Origin of the sequence: Bradyrhizobium erythrophlei (assembly GCF_900129425.1) — a bacterium.
GTDB classification, from domain to species: Bacteria; Pseudomonadota; Alphaproteobacteria; order Rhizobiales; family Xanthobacteraceae; genus Bradyrhizobium; species Bradyrhizobium erythrophlei_C.
The window spans coordinates 2,823,896-2,849,920 of sequence record NZ_LT670817.1 but is presented as its reverse complement, the minus strand read 5'-3'; the positions used below and the strand labels follow the sequence as shown (position 1 = coordinate 2,849,920).

The window sequence follows — 26,025 nt, the reverse complement described above, 5'->3', positions numbered from 1 at the left end:
GAGAACCGGTCGTAAACTGGTAGTCGAACGGCCCTACCTCTCCAAATAATCGGCGACGGTGATAAACCACAAAAACATCGGGGCCCGACCCGGCACGTATCTGGGAGACCGTAACGTGCCGCTCAACATCAGCCAAATTAAAACCAGGAAAGCTGGAGCCCACGCCGATGGCGGTGGCCTCTATCTTCACGTGGGCGATGGCGATGAAAGGGTCTGGGCATTTCGCTTCACAGCACCGGACGGCAAGCGCGGTCAGGCCGATTTGGCCTCGCTTTCGAGGCGCCGGCTGTAGCGTGACATGGCAAAGGAGAAGACAAAATAAATCAGGCCCACGAACAGGTAGACCTCGACGCTGAACGATTGCCAGGCGGGATCCACGATCGCGGTCTTCGCCGTCGTCAGCAGGTCGAAGATGCCGATGATCAGGACCAGGCTGGTATCCTTGAAGAACGCGAGGAACGTGTTCACCAATGGCGGTATGACGTGCCGGATCGCCTGCGGCAGAATGACCAGCCCGTTCTTCCGCCAATACGACAGGCCGAGCGCGTCGGCCGCTTCGTGCTGACCGCTGGGAACCGCTTGCAAGCCGCCGCGAATGACTTCCGCCAGATAGGCCCCGGCATAGAGCACGAAGGCAACCTGCGCCCGCAGCAGTTTGTCGATGTTGAAGCCATCGGGCAAGAACAGCGGAAACATGACGCTCGACATGAACAGCAGGCTGACCAGCGGCACGCCACGGACGAGTTCGACATAGAGCACGCAAAGCGACCGGATCGCGGGCAGCCTTGAACGCCGGCCGAGCGCGACGACAATTCCGAGCGGAAAACCGAAGGCCAGCCCGAATGTCGCAAGGATCAGCGTCACCGGCAGCCCGCCCCAGCGATCCTGGGACACGTAAGTCAGCCCGAAGACGCCGCCCCACATCAGCAGGCCAATCACGACGAGTGCCGTAGCCCACGCCAGCACAAGCTCCTTGCGCCACCAGCTGCGGCGGCTCGATACGAGGAAGAGTGCGATGAAGGTCAGCACCGCAAGCGCGGGGCGCCATTGCTGATCGAAGGGATAAGTGCCGAACAGGATGAAGCGATACTTTTCGGGGATGACGGCCCAGCAGGCGCCAAGCCCGCGGATGGCTCGGCAGGCGCCGGTCTGATCGCCGGGAACCGTCCAGATCGCGTTCCAGAAGCCCCACTGCACGAAGCTCACGCTCGCCTTCGCGAGCAGGAAGATCAGCAGCAGGGAGATGACGGTCGAGGGTATCGAGGGAAACAGATTGGCGCGCAGCCAACCGATCGCGCCGCCGCTTCCGGTCCTGCGCGATCGCGACCGGCCGGAGGGAAGCGTATCTTGCCGCGCACCCGTCAGCGACGTCATCGATCAGCGCTCCGACAGCGCGATGCGCGCATTGTACCAGTTCATGAACAGGCTGATGCCGAGGCTGATCGTCAGGAACACCCCCATGATCAGCGCGATCGATTCGATGCCTGGCCGGTCTGGTTCAGCGTCGTATTGGCGATCGACACGATGTCCTGGTAACCGACCGCGACGGCCAGCGACGAATTCTTGGTCAGGTTCAGATACTGGCTGGTCATCGGCGGTATGATGACGCGAAGTGCCTGCGGCATGACGATGTGCTGAAGGACGAAACCACGGCGCAGACCGAGCGCCATGGCGGCATCCCACTGCCCCTTCGGAACGGCCTGGATGCCGCTCCGCACGATCTCGGCGATGAAGGCCGAGGTATAGGTGACGAGCGCGACCAGCAGTGCGAAATACTCCGGCGACAACGTCAATCCGCCGACAAAATTGAAGCCACGCAACTCGGGCATCGCGATGGTCCAGGATATGCTCAGTCCCCACGACACCAGCGCCGGCAGTCCGACCATCAGAAAGAGCGCGTAAGGCCAGAGTGAACGCGGCGTCCCATCGAGCAGCTGCCGCGCCACAAATCGCCGGCGCAGCGCATACGACGCGATCAGCCCGAGCGCGGCGGTACCGATCACGCAGAGATTTCCCGCCTCGATCGGTATCGAGGGCAGCATCAGACCGCGGTTCGACAAAAATACGCCGCCGATCGGCATCCATGCGGCGCGGGCTGCTGGAAGCCCCTGCATCAGCACGTACCAGAACAGAAGCTGGAGCAACAGTGGAATATCACGCAACACTTCGACATAGACCGCCGCCAGGCGGGACAGCAGCCAGTTGGACGACAGCCGCGCGATGCCGATCAGCGTTCCGAGCACCGTCGCGAGCACGATACCGATCATTGCAATACGAAGCGTGTTGACGAGGCCGACGATGAATGCGCGCAGATAGGTGTTCTGGGGGCTGTAGGAGATCCAGGCATCGGCAATCGGCATCCCGGCCTCGCGGCCCAGAAAGGCAAAGCCGGTCGAGATGCGGCGCACCGACAGATTGTGAACCGCGTTGGACCAGAGCCAGAACACCACGGCGATCGCAAGACCCACCACCACGACCTGCCAGAAATATCCGGCGACGCGCTCGTTGCGCAGCGAGAAGCGCGACGGCTTGCGGCGAACGGATCCGGACGTGGCGGTCGTCACAGCACAAGGATCCTTCTGTCAGCAGCGATCTTCGGCCATGCGCTCGGGGGCGGCACGTTTCATATGTTGCACAAAATCGACATTTATGCAACGTATGTTTCATGACCCAGCCGCATCCGAAGTCTTCGCCGCTCAATGAACTCTGCAGCGCCCTGCCCTCGCTGCCGATGCGGCTGCGGGAAGTCGGGCGCTTCGTTGCCGCCAACGATTACGACGCCACCACGCGTTCGATGCGCGAACTGGCCGCCGTCGCGGGTGCCGATCCCGCGTCCTTCACCCGGCTCGCGCAGGCGCTGGGTTATTCGGGGTGGGATGAACTCCGCGCCGCCCTTACCGAGGCGCGCCGGCCCGCGCAGCCCTCTCCGTTCTCGGGCCGAACCAAGGGACGGCGCCACGGCCCCAATTCCGATGTCTCGCTGGTCGCCGACAAGCTCGAAGCCGAAGCGGCAGGCCTTGTCCGCATTTCCTCAAGCAGCGTGGCAGCGGCTGCCAAGACCCTGTGTACAGCGCAGCGGATTTGGATCGCCGGCTTTCGAAGCTGCCGCAGCGTGGCGGAACTGCTCAATTACCAGCTTCGCCTGTTCCGGCCCGAAGCGGTGCAGCTGGTTGGCGGGTCGGGTCCGGAGGATCTCGACCTCGGGGCATTTGGTGCCGGCGACGCCGTCATCGTCGTCGGCTTTGCGCCCTATTCGACCGCAAGCGTACTGTCGGCGCGCGCGGCGCATCGTTCCCGCGCGGCGCTGATTGCGATCGCTGACACGATCGCCGCACCCATGGCGGAGGGCGCCGATCACCTGCTCCTGTTCGAGGCGGCCGCCTCGCCCGGTTTCTTTCCGAGCCTGACCGGTGCGATTGCGATCGCGCAGTCGCTTGCCGCCGTCACATTTGCGCTCGGCGGCGCGGCCGCGAAACGCCGCCTCAAGGAAACCGAAGCTCGCCTCGCGGCGATGTCGCAATACGTTGCCGAGAAAGGTTGAATGGGATGGGCACCAGACACAGCCGCGTGCTGCATCGAAGCCTGCGCGAAACGCCTCCCCTGGCGGTCGGTGGCGAAGGCGTGTGGCTCATTGCCGAGGATGGGCGCCGGATTCTCGACGGTTCCGGCGGCGCCGCCGTTTCCTGTCTCGGACATCAACATCCGCGCGTGATCGAGGCTATTTCCAGACAGGCTTCGAAACTCGCTTATGCCCATACCGGCTTCTTCTCGTCGGAGCCGGCCGAGGCGCTGGCCGATCTGCTCGTCGGCGATGAGCCCGGCGGCCTCGGTTACGTCTACCTGGTCAGCGGCGGATCGGAAGCGATCGAAGCCAGCATCAAGCTGGCGCGGCAATATTTCATCGAAAGCGGCCAGCCGCAGCGCCAGCATTTCATCGCCCGCCGGCAGAGCTACCACGGCAATACGCTGGGCGCGCTGGCCGCGGGCGGCAACGCCTGGCGCCGCGAACCATATGCGCCCCTGCTGTCGGCCGCCTTCAGCCATGTGACACCTGCATTTGCGTATCACGAAAGGCGGGACGATGAATCCGAAGCCGGGTTTACGGCGCGGCTGGCTGCCGAACTCGAGGCTGAGTTCCGGCGCCTCGGCCCCGACACGGTGGCCGCTTTCATTGCCGAGCCCGTGGTCGGAGCTACTGCCGGCTGCGTGCCACCGCCCGAAGGCTACTTCAGGGCGGTGCGCGAGATCTGCGACCGCCACGGCGCCCTGCTCATCCTCGACGAGGTGATGTGCGGCATGGGCCGCACCGGCACGCTTCACGCATGGGAACAGGAGGGCATTGCGCCCGACATCCAGGCTATCGCCAAGGGCCTTGGCGGCGGCTACCAGCCGATCGGCGCGATGCTCGCAAGCGCCGACATCATCGACGCGATCCGGCGGGGTTCGGGATCCTTCCAGCACGGGCATACTTATCTCGCCCACCCGATCGCCTGCGCGGCGGCCCTCGAGGTGCAGCGGATCATCAGCGAGGAAAAACTGCTCGAACGGGTCACGGATCTCGGCCGCCATCTCGAGCGTCGCCTGACCGAGCGCTTCGGCAATCACCGGCATGTCGGCGATATCCGCGGGCGCGGTCTGTTCCAGGCCATCGAACTGGTCGCCGACCGCGGCAGCCGCGCGCCCTTCGATCCCGGCCTCAAACTCAACCAGCGGATCAAGGCCGCCGCGTTCGAAAGTGGCCTCGCCTGTTATCCAGCCGGCGGGACGATGGATGGCCGCAGCGGCGACCATGTCATGCTCGCACCGCCCTACATTGCGACATCAGACGACATCGACATGATCGTCGACAGGCTCGGCTCTGCCGTAGACGGCGCATTGAAGACCATTGGTCATTAGGAGGAGCAGCAGAAATGAAGAGAATCGTCATTGCTATGGGATTGCTCGCTGCCTGGATTTCGGGGGCAGCCGCCGGGACGCTCGACACGGTCAAGCAGCGCGGCACGCTGGTGTGCGGCGTCAGTGCCGGCTTTGCCGGATTCTCCGCGCCAGACTCCCAAGGCAACTACAGGGGACTCGACGTCGACTACTGCCGCGCGTTAGCGGCAGGGGTTCTCGGCGACGCCACCAAGGTGCGCTACGTCTCACTCACGGCCCAGAACCGGTTCACCGCCTTGCAGTCGGGTGAGATCGACGTGCTCTACCGAAATTCTACGCAAACCTATCTGCGAGGGGTGACCCTCGGCCTGCGACAGGGACCGGTCAATTTCTATGACGGCCAGGGCTTTGTGGTCCGGCGAGATAGCGGCGTGAAGGATATCAAGGGATTGAATGGCGCCACCGTCTGCGTTGCACAAGGAACGACCCATGAGGTGACGCTCGGAGACTACGGTCGGGCCAACGGCATCGAGTGGAAGCCGCTGGTATTCGATCGCGTCGATACCATGTACCAGGCCTTCTTCGGCGGTCGTTGCGACGCGATGACTCAAGACGCCTCGGCGCTGGCCGGCGCGGTTGCGACCGCTGCGCCGAACGCTGCCGATTACGTCGTCCTGCCGCAGACAATCAGCAAGGAGCCGCTCGGACCGTTCACGCGCAATGGTGACGAGGTATGGACCGACATTATTGCGTGGCTTCACTATGGCCTGGTCGAGGCAGAGGAACTCGGCGTAACCTCAGCCAATGTGGACGAAATGGCAAAATCCAGCAATGTGCCGGCCATCCAGCGTCTGCTCGGCAGCTCTGGAGACCTGGGATCGCGCCTTGGTCTCGACAACAAGTGGATGGTGCAGGCCATAAAGGCGAGCGGTAACTACGCGGAGATCTTCGAGCGCAATGTGGGCCAGGCGAGCCCGTTGAAGCTCGAGCGTGGCCTGAACGCGACCTGGAGCAAGGGCGGCTTGATGTACGCCATCCCCTTCAAGTGAGCGGCCAGGAACACCTCGAAGAACTCACTGTGAGCATATGCTTTCCGCCTTGCCACCGAACTCGGACATTGGCTGATGCAGATATGGCGTGACCAACGCCTTTACAATTTGATGCATTGTCCTGAGCCGTTGGTAACATCCCGCGTGTAGCGTGTAGCCATTTAGGGGCTCACGCATGTATGTCGTAAATAATTCCGCCCGCGCATTACTGGTTGCGCTGATCCCGCTTGCGATGGTGCATGCCCTGCTGACGGCCATGACATTGCTCGCGGCCCAGGCCGACCAGCCAAACGACCTTCCGACCCCCGACCAGGTCCTGATGCTGTACATGACGCGTCTCGCGGCTGACGGTGCCTTGCTGTTTGTCGGTCACCGGATGTTGCGGCAATGCGCTATCTCCAGCCGGATTGCCTATACACTGATGGGCGGCGCCATGGCCGCGGCCGGCTATGCGATCGCAATCCGCAACAGCCTATTCTCGCCCGGCGTCGGCATTCTGCTGACCATCGGTCTGCTGCCGATTATTGCGGGAATGATCGCCGGCTTTCTCTATGGCCAATTTGCGGGCCTTGCTCCGGCGAGGCGCTTTCCGCCATTATCGGACGAGGGCCTTGCCATGTCGCTGGCATTCGAGGGCCCGACACGCGTTCGCACTTCAGTGGCAGCGATTGTGATTGCCGCCATGATGCCGGCAGTGTTGACGACGATTCTGTCCATCTCCCTGGCCTCGCTGTTGCCCGGCTTCGTGAACTATATGAGTTCCGGTTCCAATCCCGTCATCGCCGCGGCGCTCCCGGCGCAGCTGTTTCTGACCTTCCTGGTTGCGAGCATCTTGCCGTCGGCGATCTTCGTGCTCTGCATGCATCACATTGCGCGGGCGCTCCGCCGTCATCGCGCATTGGCGTACGCGGCGATCGGTGGCCTGATGGCCGCACTTTGCGCTTATCTGCTCTCGCCAATGGTGCCGCTCGCGCCGGCGTCGCTCCTGATGATTGTCGCCGCCGCTTACGGATCGATCATGGGCGCGCTATACAGGCGTTTTGCCGGCCTCGAGCCGGTGCCCTTGCCGGAGGCCGTGATCGCAACTGACGCAAACTCACTGGTCGGCGCCGACCATCCGGCACGGCGGCAGCATCGCGTCATCCTCAGCAATTAGCGTGGCCCGCATGCCCCGGAAAGCACGGGACGCGGAGCATCATCCTCCGGGATGACTTGAAGGGGTGGCTGCAGGCTATGCCGGTGATTGGTGGAAAAATGTGAGGGTAAATGCAGCCATGATCTGCGAGCCCCTGCTTTTACCGGGCTTCAGCGAATGCCGTCACGGATCATGTATCCATAAAATGGGGGGTTTGTGCGTTCGTCATCGTTCGTCACCTTCAAGTTATCCTTTAAAACCCAGTGTTTCCGGTCACCGCCGTTCAGGCTCGATCACTTACGCCGGATTGAAACGACAAAAATCCGACAAACGGAACCGGTTTTGAATTGCAAAGTATCCGTGACGGTGGAATAGATCTCCAGGCACGGACATGGCGTCCGCGACGGAGTCTAGGATGCCACTCAATCCCAACCAACTTAAATCCTTGCCATGCGGCGACCACCGCGATGGCGGCGGCCTCTACCTGATCGTCCGCACCGAGCAGAACCGCGTCTGGGCTTTTCGGTTCACCGCCCCCGACGGTAAGCGCGCGTCGATGGACTTCGCCAAGCTGGACGATCTCAGCCTGACCAAGGCTCGTGACCAGGCCCGCGAATACAAGCTGGCGCTCAAGAAGGACGGCATCGATCCCCGCCACAAGAAGCAGGCGGAGACCAAGAGCAGCAAGACCTTCAAGGAATATGCCGAGGAGAAGTATCCGGGGTGGTGCGTCGGTATGTCCAAGGAGGAACCGCGGCAATGGCGGCGGGCTATCGCCGACGTGCCATCATTGCACAAGCTGCGGCTTCACGAGATCGAGAACACTCACGTCATCGAAGCCCTGAAGTTAATCTGGTGGAAGAAGCCGATCACCGCCGACCGAACCCGCCAGCGCATCGAGAAACTAATGGATGCCGCCAAGGTGGAGAAGCATCGCGTCGGAGACAACCCAGCTGCATGGCGCGGGAACCTCAAGCTCGTGTTGCCGTCGGCCCGCAAACTGAACAAGAAGAAGGGTCACGCCTCAGTGCCCTACGCAAAGGCACCGGCGCTGCTGCATGCGTTGCACTATGACGGTGCTCCCGTGGCGCGCTGCGTCGAGACGGGCATCCTTACGGTCGCCAGATCACAGGAGATCCGGTTGATGGAGTGGACCGAGATCGACTTCGAAAAGAAGCAATGGCTCTGCCCGGCCGAGAAGATGAAGATCAAGGGCGGGAATGAGCCCCGGCCCCATCTGGTGCCGCTGACGGATCAGGCCATCGCCATCATCCAGTCGATGCCAAAGGTCGGCCGATACGTGTTCCCATCCGACCATGCCGATAAGCACCAGCCGTTCCGACCGAATGCGTTGACCAATTGTATCAAGCGCGCCGGCTTTAAGGCGACGATGCACGGCTGTCGGACCATGTTCCGCAACTGGGGCGGTGAAAGCAGGGAGCACAACTTCCGTCGCGAGGTGTTGGAGCATTGCCTGTCGCATCGCATCGGCGACGAGTCCGAACGATCCTACTGGACTGGTGAGATGGTGGAGCGCCGGATCGAGGTGCTGGAGGCGTGGGCGAATTACGTGTTGCCGCCAAAGAAGACGTCCGGCGAGAAGTCGCCCGCTACAAAGCAGACGAACCTCCCGCTCATCGCCTAACGAGCGCCTGATACAACCCAAGAAACCCGGCGCGATTTCGCGCTGTAAAACGACACCACGCCTTCTGCGGTGTGTATGTGTCGCCCGCGCAACAGCCGGCCGCTGTCGTGAGATGCGCTCGCGCCGGCGCTGGACAGATTTGCAGACATCGGGTAAGGTGTTCGCTTAGCGAGTGACGAGTCGTTCAGCGACTCCTCCTCAGCATTCAAGTCGTTCATCGGCTTATCCTCCATCATTCACAGAAACGCAAACAGCAGATCATTCCTGCTGCGCGAAGCCGTGGCTTTTGAATAAGCCCGGCGTGTTTCGCCGATGACACCATCAGCATCCGCGGTACGCCGCGGTGCTCGCCCACGCGGACTAGTGCGCGGGGAAAACAAACAGAAAGCAAAGCAAATCCCAAAATGCCGACCTAGTACGCCTACAGGGCGTGCCCCGATCATGAACGCAAATAGACCGCCTCCTGCGATTTCCCTGGTCAGGAACAAAATCGCAGAGACGGTTCCGGAGAACATAAATGTCAAACGCAACATCGTCGCTTGTTTCGCGCAGGCTTGCCGCGCATATCGCGCAGTTTTTTACCCCCTACATTCTTAACTTGATCGCCGTGCTGACGGTTATCGCCGGACTGAGGGTGATCCGATGAATGCACAATCCCCAAAAGAACTTGCTACGTTAATTAAGGAAGCTCACGTTGAAGTTGCCTCGTGGATTGACGAGGACAGTCCGTATGCCGACGATCATGGCAAGTGTCTGTTGATCGTCAAGGGCGAAAAGCTGCTGAAGCGCATCGTCCGGACTGGTCGGGCCGATGAAATCAGAACGGCTTTTATCAATTGTAGCAACCTCGAGCAGGCGCAAAAAATGCGCGACGCTTACGGCGACGGTGCTGCCCGCCTTCACTAGGTTGTCAGATGAATCCGACATCACTATTGCGATCGGCCTACGGGCCGGTTCCGCCCTGTACCCTTAGAGGTCGTTAGAAATCAAAATCCGCGGCGTCGACGTGTGTTGCGCGAATGCTTCCGCATGTCTTGTCGCGCCATCAAATGAGAGAGGGAAATCTTATGAAGAACTGGCATCAACGTCGGATACGCCCGGCGTCCTTCGCCGATGACACCAGCATCCCGGTACGCCGCGACAGCTACCCCGACACCCGAAAACGCAACGCGCGGATTTCCCGGTGGATACGTCGAATCATCCTCGAATGCGCCCCTGGCAATTCATAGCGCGTCGTTCAATATCAGCTTCATGTTCCGAGCCACGGCTCTGATCTCTAACAAATCTGGTCGAAGGCGGCGGGGCACCGTTGCCGTGACAATCGAAGACCAGACCGCCTACGGGCGGCGATCACCAAGGGTTAACGCCCGGTGAGCCACGCGCGGCAGCACTTCAGCCGTTGACGTGATTGAGCATTGAAAAATTGAACGAAAATCAGCCCTGCACTATCCGGCAGCGCGACGCGCGTGCCGGCACCTCGAACAATGTCCAGCAAACGCAGCAGGCGTTTCCAGGCAACAGCGAACAGGATCACTATTCGACATGACCACAATCGAGAGCGAAGCTTCAAACTGCAATCAGATTCGGGACAACCTCGATCCGTTCGAGGTCTACGCCGCGGAAGGCCGAGCCATGGCTATCGTGGCTGAGGCCCGCGGTGTGCATCGAGCCGCCTTGGAGAATGATGACGACCACGAGGTCTTCAACCGCATCAGTGCCGAGGCAGATGCCCTTATCGAGACCGCAATCAAATCGATGGTGCAACGTTCTGCGGATCCGTTTTTTCTCGACTTGGTGATCAATGAGGTCTGCAGGGCTATCGGCGTCGCCCCCCAACCCAGCGACGGCATGATCGTATCCCATATCCAGATGCTGCATGCACTGGCAAAGGCCGCGGACGTCGATGGTGTCCTCACACTTACCCGGATCGACGCGAAGGGTAACGTATTCACCGAAAAATTCGCCATCGGTGACGTGGAGAACCATGTGAACGCCGTCATCGGCTGGTCGACCCATCCCGATCTCAACCTGTACGTACCGTGGGCTATTTTTCGAAAAGATATGCCGCACTGGAGCAAGGGCAGCGAAGAGAACGTCGTTGCCGCCTTGGCTTTCGTCGGCGATCTTGATGCTGACACCGGCAAGGATGGTACCGGACTGGATGGTCTTCCGTTGGCATCGCCATATGTCATTGAGACGTCCGCGGGAAACTATCAGCCGGTGTTCCCGTTGGCCCGGCCGCTCTCCCAAGCACAGGCAAAGCCGCTGGCGGTTGCACTCGGCGATGCCGTGGGCGCAGATTCTAGAACCAAGGATACTTCGAGCCTTTTCCGTATCGCTGGCACGCTCAATTGGCCGTCAGCAAAGAAACTTGGGCGCGGACGCTCGGCGGTACCCCAGTTGGTCGCAATCAAAACTGCCTGGACAGGGGATCTTGTCGAACCAGAAGCTATACAAGAGGCTGTCAGAGACTTTAAGCCGGGCGCTATTGCTAACGGATCCGGCGACAAGAGCATCTCCAAAGATATCGACTGGTCTGACGTCGAAGACCACGCGGGGTGGCTCAAGAGCATCGACAACCTGCCACCAGATTTCAACACCAAGGGCAGGATGATTGTCGCTCACCGTGGCAACCTTCAAGACCTGAAATTCGACCTGGAGCAAGCCGGTCTGGTAGTCGCAAAGCCGTACCAGTCCTGGAGCGAGGTCGGATTTGCTCTCGCCTCGATCTTGAAGAACGATGGCAGGTTCACAAGCGAGCAAATCGCCGCGGCGCTCATGTGCGATCTGGATTGCAACCGGCATGTAACCAAGCTGTCCGATGATGCTCAGAGGCGTCGTGCCGTCGAGCGGATGATTTTGCGATCCCACGAGCCGACGCAACAGCAAGTCAGACGGAGAGAAGGAGAACCGGACTGGCGTGAACGGCGCAAAGATGGTTCACCAAGGCCGTCGATGCACAATGCGCGGCTTGCGATCACGGAGCTCGGCGTTGTTTGCAGCCTCGACACATTCCACAACAAGGTGTTGTTTGGATATCGCGACGATACGGTGAAGCATGAGCTGCAATCAATCGTCGGCGAAGCCAGCGATCACGGCATCATCGCCCTGCGTCAATTGATGTCTGACCGTTTTGGTTTCGACCTTGAGGATAAGGCGACGCGCGACGCGGTCAAATCGTTGGCACTAGAAAATTGTTTCAATCCGGTGTGCGACCTGATCGACAAAGCGGAAGCGGAATGGGACGGCGTCGAGCGGCTCGACCGCATGGCCGTCGACTACTTCAATTGCGAAGACACCCCGCTCAATCGCGCATTCATTCGCAAGACCATGATTGCCCTAGTTTCTCGGGCGCGGGAGCCCGGTTGCAAGGTCGACACGATCCCCGTGCTGGAGTCGCCGGAAGGCTTCAACAAGTCAACGGCGTGGCGCGTTATAGCCGGCGACGAGAATTATTCGGACGAGAAGATCATCGGGCTCTCCAGCCGCGAAGTGCAAGAGCAACTCTCAGAGATTTGGATCCACGAAAACGCGGACCTTGCAGGCTTGAAGAAGGCCGAGATCGAGACCGTCAAGGCGTATGCAAGCCGGATGACGGATATCGCAAGGCCGGCGTTTGGTCATTTCGTTACGAAACAACCGCGGCACTCGATAGAGGTTGGCACCACGAACTCCGACGAATACCTGCAATCACAAACCGGCAACCGACGTTTCTGGCCGCTAAAGGTTTTGAAGGCGATCGATATCGAGAAGCTGCGACGCGATCGACTGCAGCTTATCGGAGAGGCCGCGAAGTATCAGACGAAGGGCGAGAGCGTCGTGCTCGACAGGACGATGTGGGCCGCTGCCGGCATCGAACAGGAACAGCGGCGCGTAAAGGACCCATGGGAGAGCGTGCTTGCCGAGATCCCGACCTACGCAGACCACAAATACTTCAAGGACGGAATGTGGAGAGAGAAAGACGTCAAAATCATCCACACCATCGATGGCCAAGAGCGCGTCGCCAGTTCCGACCTGTTGGAATATGTGCTGGATATTCCAATCGCACAACAGACGACGGCAACGTCCATGCGTCTATCGAACGTGATGAAGCAGTTGGGCTGGGAGCGCACCTCCAACAAGAAAGTCACCATCGGAGACGAGCGCGTCATGGGCTATTTTCGATGGATCCCAGCAGCCGATCCGGGTTAGGCGAAGCATGCCATAATAGCGGTCAGCGGCGTCACCTTGAGTGGTCAACCCTGGTCAACTTGGCGAACCAGAAGGTTGACCTCGGATGGAGGTTCGTGGGGGTGCTGAGATGAGCGCCTGTGCCACGGATACGCCCATCACCCTGTTGGGGGAGTCTAGTACTAATAGGTTGACCAGGTTGACCAAGTTAGCAGCATCCCACTCTCCCAGCGGTTTCTTGAATTGGCCCAGGTTAGCCGATTCCTCGGCTAGATGACCAGGTTGGCCGTTCCGGCGTGGCGGTCGGGCTTTGGGGCGGATCGGCCGATGTTGGGCCTGTCCAGTGGTCGGATCCACCAATTTCGGGAGGTAGCCACCGCCTCACGCACGCTACGCCATCCCACCGCCGGGCGCACAGGGCAGAAATTTTTCCTTCAGTTTTTTTGTCCCGCGTAAGATGGGTCGCACCGCCGATTTGGATTTATATTTTGGGCGTATAGATTCCAAACCAATTGACGAGCGACGCGTCCCGAAGGCCAGGACACAGGCATCCCCAATGATAGCCGGAGTTGCAAGCCCGGATCCAATCCAGTTGTCATTCGGCTTAACTCAAGCGATGGGTCGGGTGTCGCGGGCGATGCCAGGTTCGCCTCACGCCCTCGTTGGTAGCGTGACGGGCCTGGCAGCCCGTAGGAACGCCGTCGGGACCCTGCCCTGTGTGGATATGACACATCACGCCCCGGCACCTATGACCTTGTAATCCGGCCCTGCACAATCCACGCGGGGCGCTATCGTTGGGACATCCGACGTGGCGGAGTGCCTCTCCAATCTTCGATGGAATCGGTCGCCAGTGAGCAGGAAGCGCACGCGGACGGCCGCCACGAGGTCGAGCGGCTGACGATAGTTTCGGGCTGGGTCGATGACAGTAAAGCGCCTCGGTTAAACGGATGCGGCAGAAAAAATGCGCATTCGACGACATCACCGCAACGCCGCAGCGCCAACACGCATCTTGGCTCAAGCCGGCCCTTGTCGCTCCAAGACGGATATTCGCGCTCCATTTCTCTCGATTTCACTGAAGAGCGCGCGCTTGACATCCCGCCGCTGGTGTTACAAACGTCTCAACGAAGGTTGACTGATACGTAACACGAGGCGGCAATGGCAGATGGCAAGTGGATTTCGTACCTCAGGGTAAGCACTGATCGCCAGGGCAAGAGCGGCCTCGGCCTCGAAGCACAGCGGACATCCGTCGCCGACTTCCTCAACGGCGGTCAGTGGAAGCTGATCAAGGAATTCGTCGAGGTTGAAAGCGGCAAGCGAGCCGACCGGCCGCAGCTCGAAGCTGCCTTGGCAGCCTGCAGGCTTCATGGAGCGAAGCTCGTCATCGCCAAGCTGGATCGCCTATCGCGCGATGCGCACTTCTTGCTGGGATTGGATAAGGCCGGCGTCGACTTCCTTGCGGCCGATATGCCGAACGCAAACCGGCTCACCGTCGGAATTATGGCGATGGTGGCGGAGGAAGAGCGCCGCATGATCAGCGGACGCACTAAGGCAGCCCTTGCCGCCGCCAAGGCGCGCGGCACAAAGCTTGGCGGCAATCGTGGCGTGAAGCCAACAGCGAAGATGCGCGCGCTGTCTACGGTGGCGCTGCAGCAGCGTGCCGACGCCCGGGCCGCAGATATCGGACCAACGATCAAGGCCTTGCAGGCGGCCGGCGCAACAAGCCTGCGCGCCATCGCAGCCGGGCTTAATGCACAAGGCATTCCAACGGCGCGCGGTAGCGGTACGTGGTCGGCGGTACAGGTGCGGCGCGTACTGGAGCGGATCTGATAATCCGACCAGTGGCATCATTTCGCAAAAAATTTCCTCTCGCGCGCGAGGGACGCGAAAAAACGGACCTCTCTTTTTCGCCCGAAAAATTGCCCGACCGCGCTGAATTTAAAGACTTATTGGCATCAAATGCGGACAAAATGCGGGTCCAATTGGTGGCGATCCTGTTCCTAATTGCTCGGCCGCATTCCGAGTTAGGGAATTCGGATTCAAGCCGAGTATGCGATGGGCGTCGGTCTTCTGCATTCGCGAAGGACACGCCACCGCTCCAATCACATCGTCCCCGTTGATCGCCTAGCTTCGGCAATCGCCGAACCATGCTACATGATGTAATGAAGCGGGCATTAATTGTTTAAAAAAAAGGGGGGCGTCCAGCCACTGGCCAAAAGCCCCTCCTCGCATTTCGGGCATCACCTGAGTTCGGGCAGCAATTGAAGCTTGGGCCGCCAAGCAGCCGGACAAGCCGCGCCTGTCCAAAGCGATTCGTCGCTTGGTCGAATTTGGTTTGAAGCACCAACATTAGCGGATCGACGGTAGATTGCATTGCGTTCTGAAACGGGATAGCGCGCAGTGAGGTTGACCAGTTAGGTTAGTCTCTGCGGGTCGAGAGCGGCAACCAGTCCAGCCATCTCGGCTTCGCCGACCGCGCGGCCGGAGAGCGCGAGCCAACGGAAGCAGCGCGTGAAATGCGGGGTGGTCCACTTCGTCGCGCACGAGCACGTCAATAACAACGCGCCGTATATCAAAGTCAGTCAGCGCGCCTCGGCGGTATAGCCATTCGGCGCGGTGCACCAGGCGGTCCCTGGGCTTGCCGAAATCATCATGTGCATCTACCGGGATGTAACGCGGCTTGCAGCCAGCAAATGTTTCATCGCGATTCAGGCAACCGAGCGCGTGAAGATAGACCGCCACGTAGTTGTAGTCCGTGCCGGCGACGAGCTCGCGCTTGATGCCGGCGAAGTCGTTCACGTGCCAAATGCGGTAGCCGTTACCCTCTAAGGCGAAGTGCCATCCGGTCGCGGCCACGCGGGCCATCATGGCGTCGAGGGTTACATCTTTCGATGGCGTGGGTTTCTTACCGGCCTGTCTGATGGCGTGTGTGATGGCCGCGACGACGAGCAGCGCAATCAGTGCAAGAGCTAGGAAGTCCCAAAGCGTGAGCATTTCAGTTCCTCCAATTCACCGCCGCGCGGAGCCGTACAAAAGACAGCTTCGCTATTAACACGCCAGGCGAAGGCAGATGGCTGGTCAATGGGAAGTTCAAAACAAACTGCCTAGAATTTTTAAGAGCAGAACAATTAGAAACCCCGCGAACATGATTACAGCGCAGCCGAAATTGTTCTGATGACGCCCCGCGTTGTCGTTACCTGCGGCTGCAACGAGGTACAGAAAGCCGAAAAGAGCGACCAAGGCGCCGATAAATTTCAATAACTCCATTTTGCAGCCCCATGCTTATCAAGCATGCACTTTTCTTGACGAGACTCCAAACCTGTGCGCGGAATCCCGTCGCGCCATTCCGTCTTGGTGGCGCACTGGGGCCGATGCTTAACGAATTGGTTGGCGGCATAGAATGCGAACAATGTTCCGCCTTTTTGCCGAGGCTATGCTCCCTCGCCATCCGTTTTCCACCCCGGAACTCTGCCACAATCAAACTGACCCACCACCCGGCTACATGTGCCACCGGCTTCGGGCCAGCCCATGGGCGACCGGCTGGCGGTGTCATTTCTGGCGATTCGCACTGGCTACGCCCTTGACCGGGAACCTTCAGCCCGCCAAAGCGCTAACCTACATGACACCACCATTCAAAATCAGCGCCGACACTGGCCTAGCCGACACGCTCAACGGCAGGTGCGAGGCAATGACCTTGCCGCAATACGATGGTGACTTGCCGCCGTATCGATGCACGCGTGAAGCAGGCACAGATCGCAAAGGCCGTCGAGTTTGCGAGGCGCACACCCGGTCACTGCGCATCCGGTTCTATGACGCCGACGAGTCCGGCGTATCGCAATGAGACTCGCGGTGGCTACGCCGCGATGCCCTGCTTAGGCACCACCGTGACGGTCCAGCGCGTGGGTTTGCTTGACTTAACTTCCATTACCGAACGGACCATCCCCGTCACCGGCAATCCCTTCAACATCACAGTCGCCTTCTGGCCCCGGTATTGAGCGTAGCGACAACGTCTGGCCTCTATCGGATCGGTAATCTCGATAGCTTGCATGCATCACCAATGGTCGCGGTACGCGAAAGAGTTCCGCGACGACCTGCACGATATAGAGCAACCGTTAATAATGATTCCGAACCGGCGCTTTGACGTTCGGACCGAGATCACCCTAAGCGCCCCCCGCCCATGGCCGCGAAATCCCGCTGCCACGGTGATGGCGGCCACGGCGATCTAAGCCGCCACCTTGGCTGCGGCCGAGCGTTTGCCCAACACCACGTTCTGCGCTTCTATTGACGTATGTAAGAAAAGGTGACCCGGTTAAGCATGTCCGATACCCGAATTGATTTCAGTGCCCCCGCAACCCTCAGAAAATGGCCATCAGTCAACAAGGAGCGCGTGAGCGCCGCCCTCGGCGCGCGTCCCTACATGATCATGGACGGCACTCTCGACGAGTGCATCGAACGGTTTATGTCGCAACCGAATCCCAGCATCATTTGTACGAAATCCACACCGCGCCGCAGTCTGATCTGGTTAGCGCGATATTGTCGGCGGACCACGTCATCGAGCTGGCGCGGCTAAGGGATTTTCTCGAAAAATGAAACCGGTCATGGGGACGGCATGACACCAAAAGAACGGGCCAAGCTGCTCTTTGCACAGCTCCAAAAGCTGACGTTGCGAAGTCACGCTGCTGTGATCGAGGCGGCGATCCGCGACGCCGAGAATGACATCGTTGCCCGCGTTTCAGAAAGGTTTGAGAGCCAATCCGATCCGCTGACTCCGGCGAGCGCGGCGGCAATTGCCCGCGAGCTGATGCACATTTAGAACCCGTGTCGTGGGATCAAAAGTTTTTCGATCCGATAGAGCTGCCGAAGGGCAAGCCTCTGGTCACGCTCCGCGACGCCGCGCTCTACATCACCAAACTGCCCAAGGGCGAACACGATGCCGAAGGATGGCAGGCCGCGATGGGCTGACTCCCGGCCCCGGGGCAAGCTGCGGAATCATTCTTTGGCTGCGATGCTTTCTATCAGCGACACAAACTGGCGTTGCACTGTTTGGTTTTTCATCGAGGCATAGGCCCGCAATAGCCGCAGGCTGAAAGCGCTGTCCACAAACAGCAAGCTCTCGACCTCGCGCTTGCCATCGCTTGCGCGTTTTCCCAGACCGTCATCGTCAAAGAAAAACGTCACAGGGACATCGAGCGCCGTGGCGATCTGCTGCAAGCGAGAAGCGCCAACCCGGTTGACGCCTTTCTCGTATTTCTGCACCTGTTGGAAGGTGACGCCGAGCTTGTCGGCAAGCCCCGATTGCGAGATATCAATCTCGACCCGGCGCAGCCGAATGCGCTTGCCGAGTTCAATGTCGTACTTGCCGCTCGACCGTGGATTTTTGAGGCCGTCGTTCGGTTTCTTTTTGCCGTTGCTGATAACGCTCAGTGTGGTTTTCCTTGCCATGGTCTTGGCTTCTCACGTCCCTTAACTACTGGTTGATTCCCCAAACGAACGCGCATATTGCACGGATTTCAACCTGTGAGACAATAGGGGATAATAGAGGTCGGGATGCAAGCTCGATCCAAGAATGCGGTGTGCCTATGCGAAGAACTTTTCAGTGGCGTTGGTTCGCACGCGCCAGCCTCGCCCGCCTTACTTAGCCGCAGCGAACACGCCATCATTGTCGAAGAGAAATGTGAAATTCCCGGCTTGAATGCTCGACAATACCTCCTCGGGCGTCAGCCCCTCTACGCTAACAAGCGGCAGCACGTGCCCAAGCGCAGAGGACATCAATTTACCCCGAACGCTTCTGTCCAAATCTAATAGGCCGAGCTTTGGCCTGCGCCCAATGATCCGACAAGTCTCCCTCAAACCATCGCACTCGGTGTGGAACGTGGGCCGTTCCGTCAGGCGCAGATTTAGATAGGCGAATTCAACCATGATTTCGCGCAATTGCACCTCCGACAGCGGCGCCGTGATCTTCTCCAAAAGGTTTTTAAAAAGATAGCTCATTGCTCCGCCGGAGTCGTTGAACACGGCTACAATGGCGGTCTCACCAAGTCGTATCATCATTGTTTGCGCTAAATATAGGTCGCCAAAATCGAAGCGCATATCGGGTGACGCCTGAGCACGCACCGGAACAGCCAACACTGATCCGATAGCTTCAATCTCCACCGAACATCCAACGTATGGAGCGCGCACTAAGCAATGAATGTGGTGCAGCATCTCCCAGTCGTACCTATCGGCGATCAGGTCATCCCCCTTGCGAGCATCCAGATGAACCCTAAGCAGGCGATCTTTCAGATGCGTCTTTAAAAAAATAAGCGCCATCCAGACGAATATTGTTAGCCCGCCGCCCTTCGTAATGAAGTCGGTGATCGCCTCGGCTCCGCCCTGCACGACCTCGCTCACCGGATTCTCGATGTGCGTCCCCATAAACGAGTTGCAGTCAGAGCAGCAAGGGATCGTATATCGGTCGTACCGAACGTTTTCGCCGTTCGGGAGAGTGATCGTTTGGGCAAATAGATCATAGCGACGAAGTAGCCATTGCGGCAAAATATGCTCGTTGTTAAATTCCTTCTCGCCCGGCTTTGCCCCGCAGACGAAGCAACAGTCGCCTAAGCAAATATCATCCACAAAACGTTCGGTACTAAAGTAAATGATTTTACCGCTCGGATCGATTATCGAGCCATCATCTATCTTTTTCCACATCAGGGCGTTCCGCCTGTTCTATTTGCGTGATTGGTTGTCTAGAGGAGACGGTCGAGTGGACGACGTTAATACAAAATTTGTCGATATGGCGAACCCCTATTCGTGGCTCGTTACAGCAGACAATCTGCACGAACAGGCCCAGCATCTATACGGCCGCCGTGGAAGGCTTACTTACTCTCGCCTAGATAGGCATGGCGTAAGTAAAACGTGGGACGGCACCAACAAGTCGATTTTCCTCATCGGAGGCTTTGCACTGGAAAATGCGATCAAATCATTTCTCGTTTTTGAGAACCCGCAATGGGTCTCGAACGGTGCACTTGCGAAAGACCTCAAATCCCATTCGTTGACCGCCTTGCAAGAAAAAGCTTCGCTGATCCCTTATAAGACAAAATATATCTGGGTTCTGAAAAAATTCGAAGACGGCATTGAATCTTGGGCAAGGTACCCTTGCGGCTTGTCCGTCCACACGTCGTTCGATGAGGAGATTTTGTCTCCCGGCTTGTGGGACGGATACGTCCGACTAATCAATGCATATTTTTCTCGGATGCAACGACTGCTGACAAAAGGCTGGCGAGGTCCCCACCAATATCATGGCAAATGGCGGATCAAAGATGTCTGATGACGACAGTCTCACTAACTTGGTCAGGCCGACCGCAAATCAACTCGGCGCAATCTGTTAGAAAACGCTAGGTATGAATGTGCGCCAAGACGTGTCCGGTTGGCGGCGGATAACCGACGACTCTACGAAGAAGGTTGTCGCAGCAGCGTAGTTTTCAAAGCCCTGTAGTAGATGCACGTTCAGCAATGGGCGTGCATTTTGCTATTTTAGGAGAGGTCCCAACGCGGCGGCAGCGGTGGGGTGTAGCCGTCCGTCTCGTTCGTTCAATACAAAATACTCTCCATGTTCTTCGACAATCTGCTCTTGAATCATGTCCACTGTAATTGCTTTGGCAATGATGGTCGCAAATTGCAGGTCCTTTGCCTTCATGCAATAGTCGAGAGCTGCGTGTAGAGCAGCATCCCGATAGAATTCGTCTGTCAGCTTTATGGCTATCGCCAGTGCCTCCTTGCGGCCCTTTTCATACCGCGTTACCTCGTATTGACCCATTTCTTCGTCCGCAGCGAACTCGCCCGAACCAACATTTTCGGCACTTCCCCCATAAAGCTGACATAGGGTGCGCACCCGCAACGAAAGCGCATTCTCCTCCTGCAACTTAATATCGTCTAAATCACTCATGCTTTCAACCTCAATCACCGCGAGCATAAATGCCTGCGGTATCATTTGGCAATGGCCGATCACGGCCGAAGCTATGTCAGCGCACTCGAAACCACCGACTAGTTGGATGCGCGTTAAGGCCGCTGCAAAGCCGGTCTGACGGGGGTTCGCGGGTCGGTGTGGTCGTAAAGAGTTCACCAGCGCCTCGACCATGTCGCGGTTTGCCGTCAGGATCGCCGTTGCTTCGGCCCGGCAATATTCGACCAGTGCTTTGACAGCAGGTTGCGCAGCAAGGGCAACACGGGCAAATGCCGTCGGCCTCGGTGTGGTCATGATTTGCGCCGAGCGATGGCAGATCAGGGTGCAGGAGTGTTTCCGCGCATTCGCCCGCGACAAGCGCGATGACGTTGTTTTGCGACCGAATATAATATTCGCTGGATTCGCTGCGGGCTGATCCGAGTTCTGGTGTGAGCCTTTCGAGACGTTCGCAAACCGTCAAAATTTCCTCCGTCTTGTCCATACCGTTTTCGCTCAACGTGAGATCGGACGGCGGACCTGATCGAACGCAGCGGCCCTCATAACCTTCGGCGGGGATAATGCTCACCGACCAGCAGCTATCGCCCAGTGCGCGCGTGACCAGCGCGTGGCCGATTTCGTGCGCGGCAAGACGTTTTGATCGAAGTACCTTGATGAGAATCGAGCAGTGGTGCCGATCCATTCCGAACGCGGTTGAGATCGACGCTTTCCGGCGTGATACGTAATCTCTCGACGCCGTAAACTCGTTGAACGGGACTGCCAACGCTCAAGACGGTGTCAACAGATCGAGCCGTCGCATCGTGTGAGAGTGGTGTGAGCGCGGTCGAGCTGTCAAACCGGTGAAGCACTTGATCCTGTCGCCAGCCACGCGGGCCAATGATTGCTGTCATGACATGCTCACTCTCTTGGGTGGTCCGATGGTTTCAACAAATTGCGGAGTTGATGCACGGATAGGTTCAACCAACCGTGGCCCCGCGCTCTTGTCGCTCATCGCTTGGTTCAAATCGAAAGCGTGAAGCGGCTCAGGATTTCCGCCGACCGAATTACGATCCTTACAGCGGGGATCGTCGAGCCTCACGGCTACATTGTTATCGAGTGCGGCCTTTGCGAATGCCGGCGGCATTTGGACATCTTTAAAGCGTTGCGTGATCCTCGCGTTGCCGTCAACAGTCCACTTGATCGACTTGATCGCGAAAACGGTGGTGAGGACTGGCACCGTTTTGACCGGTTCCACGAACGGAGCTGCCACCCGTTTCAACGATGGCGGTGCGGTGCCAGCCATCACAGATTGCGCATGATAGCCAATAAGTTTTTGGAGTAGCGTGAGCGCCTCGGGAATCTGTGATCGACTGGCGATGGTGTAATTCAGCACGCCTTCCGCTTCCGGTACAAACGGCTGCGCCCACTCGGCGAATGCTGCGAGGCGCTTCAAAACCGAATCGAGATCGCGCTGGATGTCGCCGGCACAGCGAGCGCGGCAATTTTCATCACAGTATCGTCGGCACCGTCGAGCGCCAAGGTATTTGATTTGTCGGTGGCAGCGGTGAAAGTGTTTTCAGCGTCGGTTGCCAGTTGCACCAACTTGCCGCGCTCGGCCTCGGCCTGAGCGACGGGATCGTTTGAGCGGAAAAGTGCCATATGTCTGTCTCCTGTTATTGTGATGTAACATCGGTGAGGCGGGATTGCTTCAAACTCACGGCCCATTTCGGCCCATGGTCGGAGCAAAGGCGAAACGCAAAGCTCGGGCGTGGATTACGTCGATCCAAAGCGTGAGGTGGTCCTCATCAGGGCCGTCGTAATAATGGTTTACCAGCTTATCACGCACCCAATTCATCAGCGTCTGGCGCGCGACGCCTGAGTCCAACACGGCGTTTTTTAGACGTTCAAACCGCTCGGCCAACGGGTCCTCGTACCGGGCGACCTTTGCCTTTAGCCGCTCGATGGTCTCACGCATTTCGGCGATTATCACCGACTCGGTGACCACCGGCACGGAGAGATCGGGCGACGTGTCGGGCGGAAATTCGACGGGTGCCGATGTGAGCGGTGGATCGACGGCATCGATTTGTATCTCCGCCGTCATGACACTTCCTCATCCGGTTGGATTGGCGATGCCGGTGGCACCTGCGTTTTAACGAGCGCGTCCACGTATGTTTGAGGCAACCCCAGGACCGTCAGAGTTTGACGAACCTCCCGATCCACAATTGACCAGATTTCAGAACGATCCTTTGACGTGTGCGGCCTCAGACCGTCGGCGATCTTTCCAGCCAGCCCCAGCAGGGTCTCCTTGATCGTCGATGTAATCGCGCCATAGATGACCGTTGCACTCGTGATCGGGACCGTCTCACCACTCGCGAGTTTATTCGCGGCTTCGAGTTTGAGGGCGGTCGCAGCAGCTATTCTCGTGCGCTGTTCCGTCAGGCCGCCAGGGCCATCCGCTTCTCGCCCCTGCATTACCGCTTGTGCGTTTTTGCAATATTCCTCGCGGACCCTTGCGAGCTTGTAGCCGTTTGGTGACGCCCGCGTGATGGTGCCGATGGCGACCAGATCGCGGAATCGCGAGATAGAGATGAAAACGTGTTCGGCGGCTTGGACTGCGGTACTCATTCTAGAAAATCCCTGTGCTTGTTGATGCGTTGGAAGAAACGTCCTCTTATTGCCCTTGAAAATTTTCGTACCCAGCCGATCCAACACGGGCGGGCGCTACCCTCGATTGCCGGGGGGCCTTCCTAGGACCCTGCCAAATGAGGGTATCTGTTAAGGCTGCCAATCTGTCCCGATGGTGGTATGAACTATTTGCCCTGAGATCATGCTGGCCATGCGAACGCCTCTAAGTGCGAACGAACGGGTGTATTCTACACCCCCGTTCGCATCGTTCGCACTTGAGGTGCGAATTGTGCGAATTATAGTTCGAATAGTTCGCACCGTTCGCGGCCTCATTCCTTGGCAAACCAGAGCAGATCGACGCCGACGATCTCGCGGGAGATGATCAGTTCCATCGCACGCGCGTCTTTGATCGCTCGGTTGAAGGCAGTCCGCTTGGCCGCTTTCTGTTCGCGCGCGTCGCCGTCGCCGACCGGGTACGCCTTGATGAACTCGGTTCGGACGACATCGAGCGCCACGGCCATCACGGTCGGCCCCTCACCGCCGTATGGCGTGATCGACTTGCCATGTTCGACGACCATGGCCTGCATAGAGGTGCGGAACACCCTCAGCGCCTTTGGCCAGCGGACCTTCTCACTGGTCGCGCCGCTGTCGCTGGCTTCCTGTACAGCTCGCCAGCCGATGGTGCAGGTGGTTTCGCCGAAGCCAGCCGGGACGACGTTGAGGTCGAACGGAAACTCCTCGCCGGTCTTGCCGCCGCGCAACTTGCGCACGGCCATCCGGGTCTTGCTCAAGGTGCCGTTGAGATCGCGATCCGCCAGCGTGGCCAGCACGACATCCGCCGACGCTTCCTTGGCGCTGGTGCCGCGCGTGCCGGTGGAAGCGTCCTTGCCGAAGTGATCGACCGCCAGCACGAACGCGCCAGTGGCGCGCCCTAGTTCATTGAGCCGGTTCATGACAAGCTGGCCCTCGGCGGCGTCGTTGTGATCTTTCCAGTTTGCCGCCGCCGACATGGTATCGACGATAATCAGGACGAGATCGACGCTGAACTTCTCCCTGATCTGTACTCCAACGCTGACGGCGATCTCGGTCAGTGTCCTGTAGCTCGCATCGTTCTTGATATCCGGCGTGTCCTCGATCCACGCGAATGGCAACGCGTCGGTGTCGGCGGTCTGGTAACCGCTGGCCATGGCCTCAAGCCGAATCGAAACCTCGCCCGCGCCTTCGGCTGCAATGAACAGCACGCCGCCCTGCCGGTCGATCTCGCGCCCGGCGAACAGCCCTTTCGTCATTGCAGCGCCAGCGAGATCAAGCGCCACGAACGTCTTGGCGGTGCCCCATTGGCCGGATAACAGGCCCGCGCCTTGCGCCGGGATCAGCGTCTTGACCAGCCACGGGCGCGCGGCGCGGTCGTAGGCGATGCCGTGCCAGAACACCTCGAATGATTGGGAGCTTTGCGCCGACTGGTCAGGCCCCGGCGCCGCCTTGTCGATTTTCCGCGCGACGGCAGCGCCCATACCTGATGCGATGGTGGCCAGCGTAGCGCTGCGCCCGTGTTCCTGATCGTAGCCGTTGGAGATCGATGCCTCAACCAGCGCGTCGATCACTTCCGCCTCGGCCAGCTCGCCGGACTTGACGAACCGGCCAAGACTTAGCGCCGCGTTGTTAAGCCGGATGTTGCGGTCGATACCGGTGCTGGCCAGCTCCGCGCATTACCCTGTGGGCCTCAGGTGGAAGCCCCGTCGCTCCGGCGCCTCCCGCTCCCGCCGCTTTAGCAGCGAGTCGCCGGCCTTCGGACGAGCTTCTAGAAACGACCAAGGGTCTCCAGGTCACGCAGCAGCAGGCTGTCGACCAATTGCAGGTCGTTCAAGATCAGCTTGTCGCTCAGCAGGCGGAAATGAAAAAGCTCGCCGAGCAGATCGCCGCCCTAACCGAGAAACTCAACGCCCTGCAGCAATCGATCGCCAACATGCCGCCGACGACCCACGCGGCCGGATCGCCATCCGGTCCGCAGCCAAAAGCACACTGAGACCCAATTGGGATGCCTCGCCGTGACTCGGGGAAGCCCGCTGGTGCGTCCGGCCGCTGCGGGCTCCCGAGGCCGGCCGATCACGGCCGCCGCAGGGCTTGCCACCGCTGTTTGCTTGGTACTTACTCGCAGCGTTGGGGGGAACTGACATGGCCCACGAGAATATTGCAGACCAGATCATCGACCGGCTGCGGTTTCAGGATACGCAGGGCGGCTATTTCCATCAGGAGCCCTACAAAGGCGATTTCTTTCGGCTTTTCGTTGCCGCGGCCGACGAAGGCAATGGTCTGAGAGCTGATCGCCTGCACGGCCTCGTCGCTTCGCGCGCTCCGGAATTGCTCGACGGAAAGAACTGGCCCTTGCTGTATGCGGCGTGGTCGGAATGGGATTATGCATGGTCACGTGCGAGGCGAGGCGCTCAGATGGACGACGATGCGCCCGGCGGCTGAATAGCCCTTCCCGGACTCCAGGAAGCCCGCTGGTGCGTCCGGGAATTTGCGGCTGTCCACCATGGCGCCGGGCGTTCCGGTCCACCGCAGGGGCTCGCCAGCCCAGGTTGGCCTTGGCACCAGCTGGGCGGCC

Annotated in this window: 26 protein-coding genes and 1 pseudogene; 15 read left to right on the top strand and 12 right to left on the bottom strand. The window is 59.2% G+C overall.

Going from position 1 to position 26,025, the window contains the following annotated elements; translation table 11 throughout:
• Window positions 1–252: 252 nt before the first annotated feature.
• Window positions 253–1,374, bottom strand: a complete 1,122-nt coding sequence (locus B5527_RS13235) for an amino acid ABC transporter permease (RefSeq protein ID WP_079601688.1) — start codon at window positions 1,372–1,374, stop codon at window positions 253–255.
• 3 nt (window positions 1,375–1,377) lie between these two features.
• Window positions 1,378–2,564 (bottom strand): annotated as a pseudogene (locus B5527_RS13230) (amino acid ABC transporter permease).
• A 101-nt stretch (window positions 2,565–2,665) separates the two neighbouring features.
• On the opposite strand from B5527_RS13230, the gene B5527_RS13225 reads away from it, so the two are divergent.
• From B5527_RS13225 to B5527_RS13190, 10 genes are all read left to right on the top strand, one after another.
• The gene (locus B5527_RS13225; RefSeq protein WP_079601687.1) at window positions 2,666–3,541 is read left to right on the top strand and encodes a MurR/RpiR family transcriptional regulator; all 876 of its coding nucleotides are present in this window, start codon (window positions 2,666–2,668) and stop codon (window positions 3,539–3,541) included.
• Window positions 3,542–3,546: 5 nt separating this feature from the next.
• Window positions 3,547–4,896: an aspartate aminotransferase family protein gene (locus tag B5527_RS13220; protein WP_079601686.1), complete on the top strand. Its 1,350-nt coding sequence runs from the start codon at window positions 3,547–3,549 to the stop codon at window positions 4,894–4,896.
• Window positions 4,897–4,910: 14 nt separating this feature from the next.
• On the top strand, window positions 4,911–5,924 hold the full coding sequence (locus B5527_RS13215; RefSeq protein WP_079601685.1) for an amino acid ABC transporter substrate-binding protein: 1,014 nt from the start codon (window positions 4,911–4,913) through the stop codon (window positions 5,922–5,924).
• Window positions 5,925–6,099: 175 nt separating this feature from the next.
• Complete coding sequence (locus tag B5527_RS13210; protein ID WP_079601684.1) at window positions 6,100–7,080, top strand: hypothetical protein; 981 nt, start codon at window positions 6,100–6,102, stop codon at window positions 7,078–7,080.
• Window positions 7,081–7,474: 394 nt separating this feature from the next.
• On the top strand, window positions 7,475–8,704 hold the full coding sequence (locus tag B5527_RS13205) for a tyrosine-type recombinase/integrase (protein WP_172842553.1): 1,230 nt from the start codon (window positions 7,475–7,477) through the stop codon (window positions 8,702–8,704).
• A gap of 517 nt (window positions 8,705–9,221) precedes the next feature.
• Window positions 9,222–9,350 (top strand): hypothetical protein, encoded by a 129-nt coding sequence (locus tag B5527_RS47095; protein WP_276329330.1) that lies wholly within the window; start codon window positions 9,222–9,224, stop codon window positions 9,348–9,350.
• The gene (locus B5527_RS43800) at window positions 9,347–9,610 is read left to right on the top strand and encodes a hypothetical protein (protein ID WP_154072202.1); all 264 of its coding nucleotides are present in this window, start codon (window positions 9,347–9,349) and stop codon (window positions 9,608–9,610) included. The genes B5527_RS47095 and B5527_RS43800 overlap by 4 nt, the downstream gene beginning before the upstream one ends.
• 636 nt (window positions 9,611–10,246) lie before the next feature.
• The gene (locus B5527_RS13195) at window positions 10,247–12,895 is read left to right on the top strand and encodes a VapE domain-containing protein (protein ID WP_079601681.1); all 2,649 of its coding nucleotides are present in this window, start codon (window positions 10,247–10,249) and stop codon (window positions 12,893–12,895) included.
• Window positions 12,896–13,708: 813 nt separating this feature from the next.
• Window positions 13,709–14,017, top strand: a complete 309-nt coding sequence (locus tag B5527_RS43795) for a hypothetical protein (RefSeq protein ID WP_154072201.1) — start codon at window positions 13,709–13,711, stop codon at window positions 14,015–14,017.
• Window positions 14,018–14,029: 12 nt separating this feature from the next.
• A complete protein-coding gene (locus B5527_RS13190) occupies window positions 14,030–14,701 on the top strand; it encodes a recombinase family protein (RefSeq protein WP_079601680.1) in 672 nt (223 codons plus the stop codon).
• Between the two features lie 519 nt (window positions 14,702–15,220).
• Here B5527_RS13190 and B5527_RS13185 read toward each other — a convergent pair.
• Both B5527_RS13185 and B5527_RS43790 read right to left on the bottom strand, forming a co-directional pair.
• A complete protein-coding gene (locus B5527_RS13185; protein WP_079601679.1) occupies window positions 15,221–15,865 on the bottom strand; it encodes a hypothetical protein in 645 nt (214 codons plus the stop codon).
• A gap of 96 nt (window positions 15,866–15,961) precedes the next feature.
• Window positions 15,962–16,138, bottom strand: a complete 177-nt coding sequence (locus tag B5527_RS43790) for a hypothetical protein (RefSeq protein WP_154072200.1) — start codon at window positions 16,136–16,138, stop codon at window positions 15,962–15,964.
• A gap of 1,342 nt (window positions 16,139–17,480) precedes the next feature.
• On the opposite strand from B5527_RS43790, the gene B5527_RS13165 reads away from it, so the two are divergent.
• Both B5527_RS13165 and B5527_RS43785 read left to right on the top strand, forming a co-directional pair.
• Window positions 17,481–17,684 (top strand): hypothetical protein, encoded by a 204-nt coding sequence (locus B5527_RS13165; protein WP_079601676.1) that lies wholly within the window; start codon window positions 17,481–17,483, stop codon window positions 17,682–17,684.
• 5 nt (window positions 17,685–17,689) lie between these two features.
• The gene (locus B5527_RS43785; RefSeq protein ID WP_154072199.1) at window positions 17,690–17,833 is read left to right on the top strand and encodes a hypothetical protein; all 144 of its coding nucleotides are present in this window, start codon (window positions 17,690–17,692) and stop codon (window positions 17,831–17,833) included.
• A gap of 27 nt (window positions 17,834–17,860) precedes the next feature.
• Here B5527_RS43785 and B5527_RS13160 read toward each other — a convergent pair whose 3' ends face one another.
• Window positions 17,861–18,313 carry a helix-turn-helix domain-containing protein gene (locus B5527_RS13160; protein WP_079601675.1) on the bottom strand — a complete coding sequence of 151 codons (453 nt, stop codon included), beginning with the start codon at window positions 18,311–18,313 and terminating at the stop codon, window positions 17,861–17,863.
• A gap of 189 nt (window positions 18,314–18,502) precedes the next feature.
• Window positions 18,503–19,561, bottom strand: coding sequence for a hypothetical protein (locus tag B5527_RS13155; protein ID WP_079601674.1), 1,059 nt, complete (start codon window positions 19,559–19,561; stop codon window positions 18,503–18,505).
• 55 nt (window positions 19,562–19,616) lie between these two features.
• Here B5527_RS13155 and B5527_RS13150 point away from each other — a divergent pair, with 55 nt between their 5' ends.
• Window positions 19,617–20,180, top strand: a complete 564-nt coding sequence (locus tag B5527_RS13150) for a hypothetical protein (RefSeq protein ID WP_079601673.1) — start codon at window positions 19,617–19,619, stop codon at window positions 20,178–20,180.
• 201 nt (window positions 20,181–20,381) lie between these two features.
• Here the strand turns inward: B5527_RS13150 and B5527_RS13145 are convergent, their stop codons facing one another.
• The 6 genes from B5527_RS13145 to B5527_RS13120 all read right to left on the bottom strand — a co-directional run bounded on the left by B5527_RS13145 (window position 20,382) and on the right by B5527_RS13120 (window position 25,021).
• Window positions 20,382–21,110, bottom strand: a complete 729-nt coding sequence (locus tag B5527_RS13145; protein WP_079601672.1) for a hypothetical protein — start codon at window positions 21,108–21,110, stop codon at window positions 20,382–20,384.
• Between the two features lie 589 nt (window positions 21,111–21,699).
• Window positions 21,700–22,245 carry a hypothetical protein gene (locus B5527_RS13140; protein WP_079601671.1) on the bottom strand — a complete coding sequence of 182 codons (546 nt, stop codon included), beginning with the start codon at window positions 22,243–22,245 and terminating at the stop codon, window positions 21,700–21,702.
• A complete protein-coding gene (locus B5527_RS13135; protein WP_079601670.1) occupies window positions 22,242–22,451 on the bottom strand; it encodes a hypothetical protein in 210 nt (69 codons plus the stop codon). The genes B5527_RS13140 and B5527_RS13135 overlap by 4 nt, the downstream gene beginning before the upstream one ends.
• 55 nt (window positions 22,452–22,506) lie before the next feature.
• On the bottom strand, window positions 22,507–22,893 hold the full coding sequence (locus B5527_RS13130) for a hypothetical protein (protein WP_079601669.1): 387 nt from the start codon (window positions 22,891–22,893) through the stop codon (window positions 22,507–22,509).
• Window positions 22,890–23,417 (bottom strand): hypothetical protein, encoded by a 528-nt coding sequence (locus B5527_RS13125; RefSeq protein ID WP_079601668.1) that lies wholly within the window; start codon window positions 23,415–23,417, stop codon window positions 22,890–22,892. The genes B5527_RS13130 and B5527_RS13125 overlap by 4 nt, the downstream gene beginning before the upstream one ends.
• A gap of 329 nt (window positions 23,418–23,746) precedes the next feature.
• Window positions 23,747–25,021, bottom strand: a complete 1,275-nt coding sequence (locus B5527_RS13120; RefSeq protein WP_079601667.1) for an AAA family ATPase — start codon at window positions 25,019–25,021, stop codon at window positions 23,747–23,749.
• A gap of 290 nt (window positions 25,022–25,311) precedes the next feature.
• On the opposite strand from B5527_RS13120, the gene B5527_RS47090 reads away from it, so the two are divergent.
• Window positions 25,312–25,443 (top strand): hypothetical protein, encoded by a 132-nt coding sequence (locus B5527_RS47090; RefSeq protein WP_276329329.1) that lies wholly within the window; start codon window positions 25,312–25,314, stop codon window positions 25,441–25,443.
• Window positions 25,444–25,592: 149 nt separating this feature from the next.
• Window positions 25,593–25,892 (top strand): hypothetical protein, encoded by a 300-nt coding sequence (locus B5527_RS13115; RefSeq protein WP_079601666.1) that lies wholly within the window; start codon window positions 25,593–25,595, stop codon window positions 25,890–25,892.
• Window positions 25,893–26,025: the final 133 nt, after the last annotated feature.

Bases quoted from the DNA above. Each gene is read 5' to 3' on its own strand.
- B5527_RS13235 (WP_079601688.1), bottom strand. From the start codon at position 1,374: ATGACGTCGCTGACGGGTGCGCGGCAAGATACGCTTCCCTCCGGCCGG.
- B5527_RS13225 (WP_079601687.1), top strand. From the start codon at position 2,666: ATGACCCAGCCGCATCCGAAGTCTTCGCCGCTCAATGAACTCTGCAGC.
- B5527_RS13220 (WP_079601686.1), top strand. From the start codon at position 3,547: ATGGGCACCAGACACAGCCGCGTGCTGCATCGAAGCCTGCGCGAAACG.
- B5527_RS13215 (WP_079601685.1), top strand. From the start codon at position 4,911: ATGAAGAGAATCGTCATTGCTATGGGATTGCTCGCTGCCTGGATTTCG.
- B5527_RS13210 (WP_079601684.1), top strand. From the start codon at position 6,100: ATGTATGTCGTAAATAATTCCGCCCGCGCATTACTGGTTGCGCTGATC.
- B5527_RS13205 (WP_172842553.1), top strand. From the start codon at position 7,475: ATGCCACTCAATCCCAACCAACTTAAATCCTTGCCATGCGGCGACCAC.
- B5527_RS47095 (WP_276329330.1), top strand. From the start codon at position 9,222: ATGTCAAACGCAACATCGTCGCTTGTTTCGCGCAGGCTTGCCGCGCAT.
- B5527_RS43800 (WP_154072202.1), top strand. From the start codon at position 9,347: ATGAATGCACAATCCCCAAAAGAACTTGCTACGTTAATTAAGGAAGCT.
- B5527_RS13195 (WP_079601681.1), top strand. From the start codon at position 10,247: ATGACCACAATCGAGAGCGAAGCTTCAAACTGCAATCAGATTCGGGAC.
- B5527_RS43795 (WP_154072201.1), top strand. From the start codon at position 13,709: ATGGAATCGGTCGCCAGTGAGCAGGAAGCGCACGCGGACGGCCGCCAC.
- B5527_RS13190 (WP_079601680.1), top strand. From the start codon at position 14,030: ATGGCAGATGGCAAGTGGATTTCGTACCTCAGGGTAAGCACTGATCGC.
- B5527_RS13185 (WP_079601679.1), bottom strand. From the start codon at position 15,865: ATGCTCACGCTTTGGGACTTCCTAGCTCTTGCACTGATTGCGCTGCTC.
- B5527_RS43790 (WP_154072200.1), bottom strand. From the start codon at position 16,138: ATGGAGTTATTGAAATTTATCGGCGCCTTGGTCGCTCTTTTCGGCTTT.
- B5527_RS13165 (WP_079601676.1), top strand. From the start codon at position 17,481: ATGACACCAAAAGAACGGGCCAAGCTGCTCTTTGCACAGCTCCAAAAG.
- B5527_RS13160 (WP_079601675.1), bottom strand. From the start codon at position 18,313: ATGGCAAGGAAAACCACACTGAGCGTTATCAGCAACGGCAAAAAGAAA.
- B5527_RS13155 (WP_079601674.1), bottom strand. From the start codon at position 19,561: ATGTGGAAAAAGATAGATGATGGCTCGATAATCGATCCGAGCGGTAAA.
- B5527_RS13145 (WP_079601672.1), bottom strand. From the start codon at position 21,110: ATGACCACACCGAGGCCGACGGCATTTGCCCGTGTTGCCCTTGCTGCG.
- B5527_RS13135 (WP_079601670.1), bottom strand. From the start codon at position 22,451: ATGGCACTTTTCCGCTCAAACGATCCCGTCGCTCAGGCCGAGGCCGAG.
- B5527_RS13130 (WP_079601669.1), bottom strand. From the start codon at position 22,893: ATGACGGCGGAGATACAAATCGATGCCGTCGATCCACCGCTCACATCG.
- B5527_RS13125 (WP_079601668.1), bottom strand. From the start codon at position 23,417: ATGAGTACCGCAGTCCAAGCCGCCGAACACGTTTTCATCTCTATCTCG.
- B5527_RS47090 (WP_276329329.1), top strand. From the start codon at position 25,312: ATGAAAAAGCTCGCCGAGCAGATCGCCGCCCTAACCGAGAAACTCAAC.
- B5527_RS13115 (WP_079601666.1), top strand. From the start codon at position 25,593: ATGGCCCACGAGAATATTGCAGACCAGATCATCGACCGGCTGCGGTTT.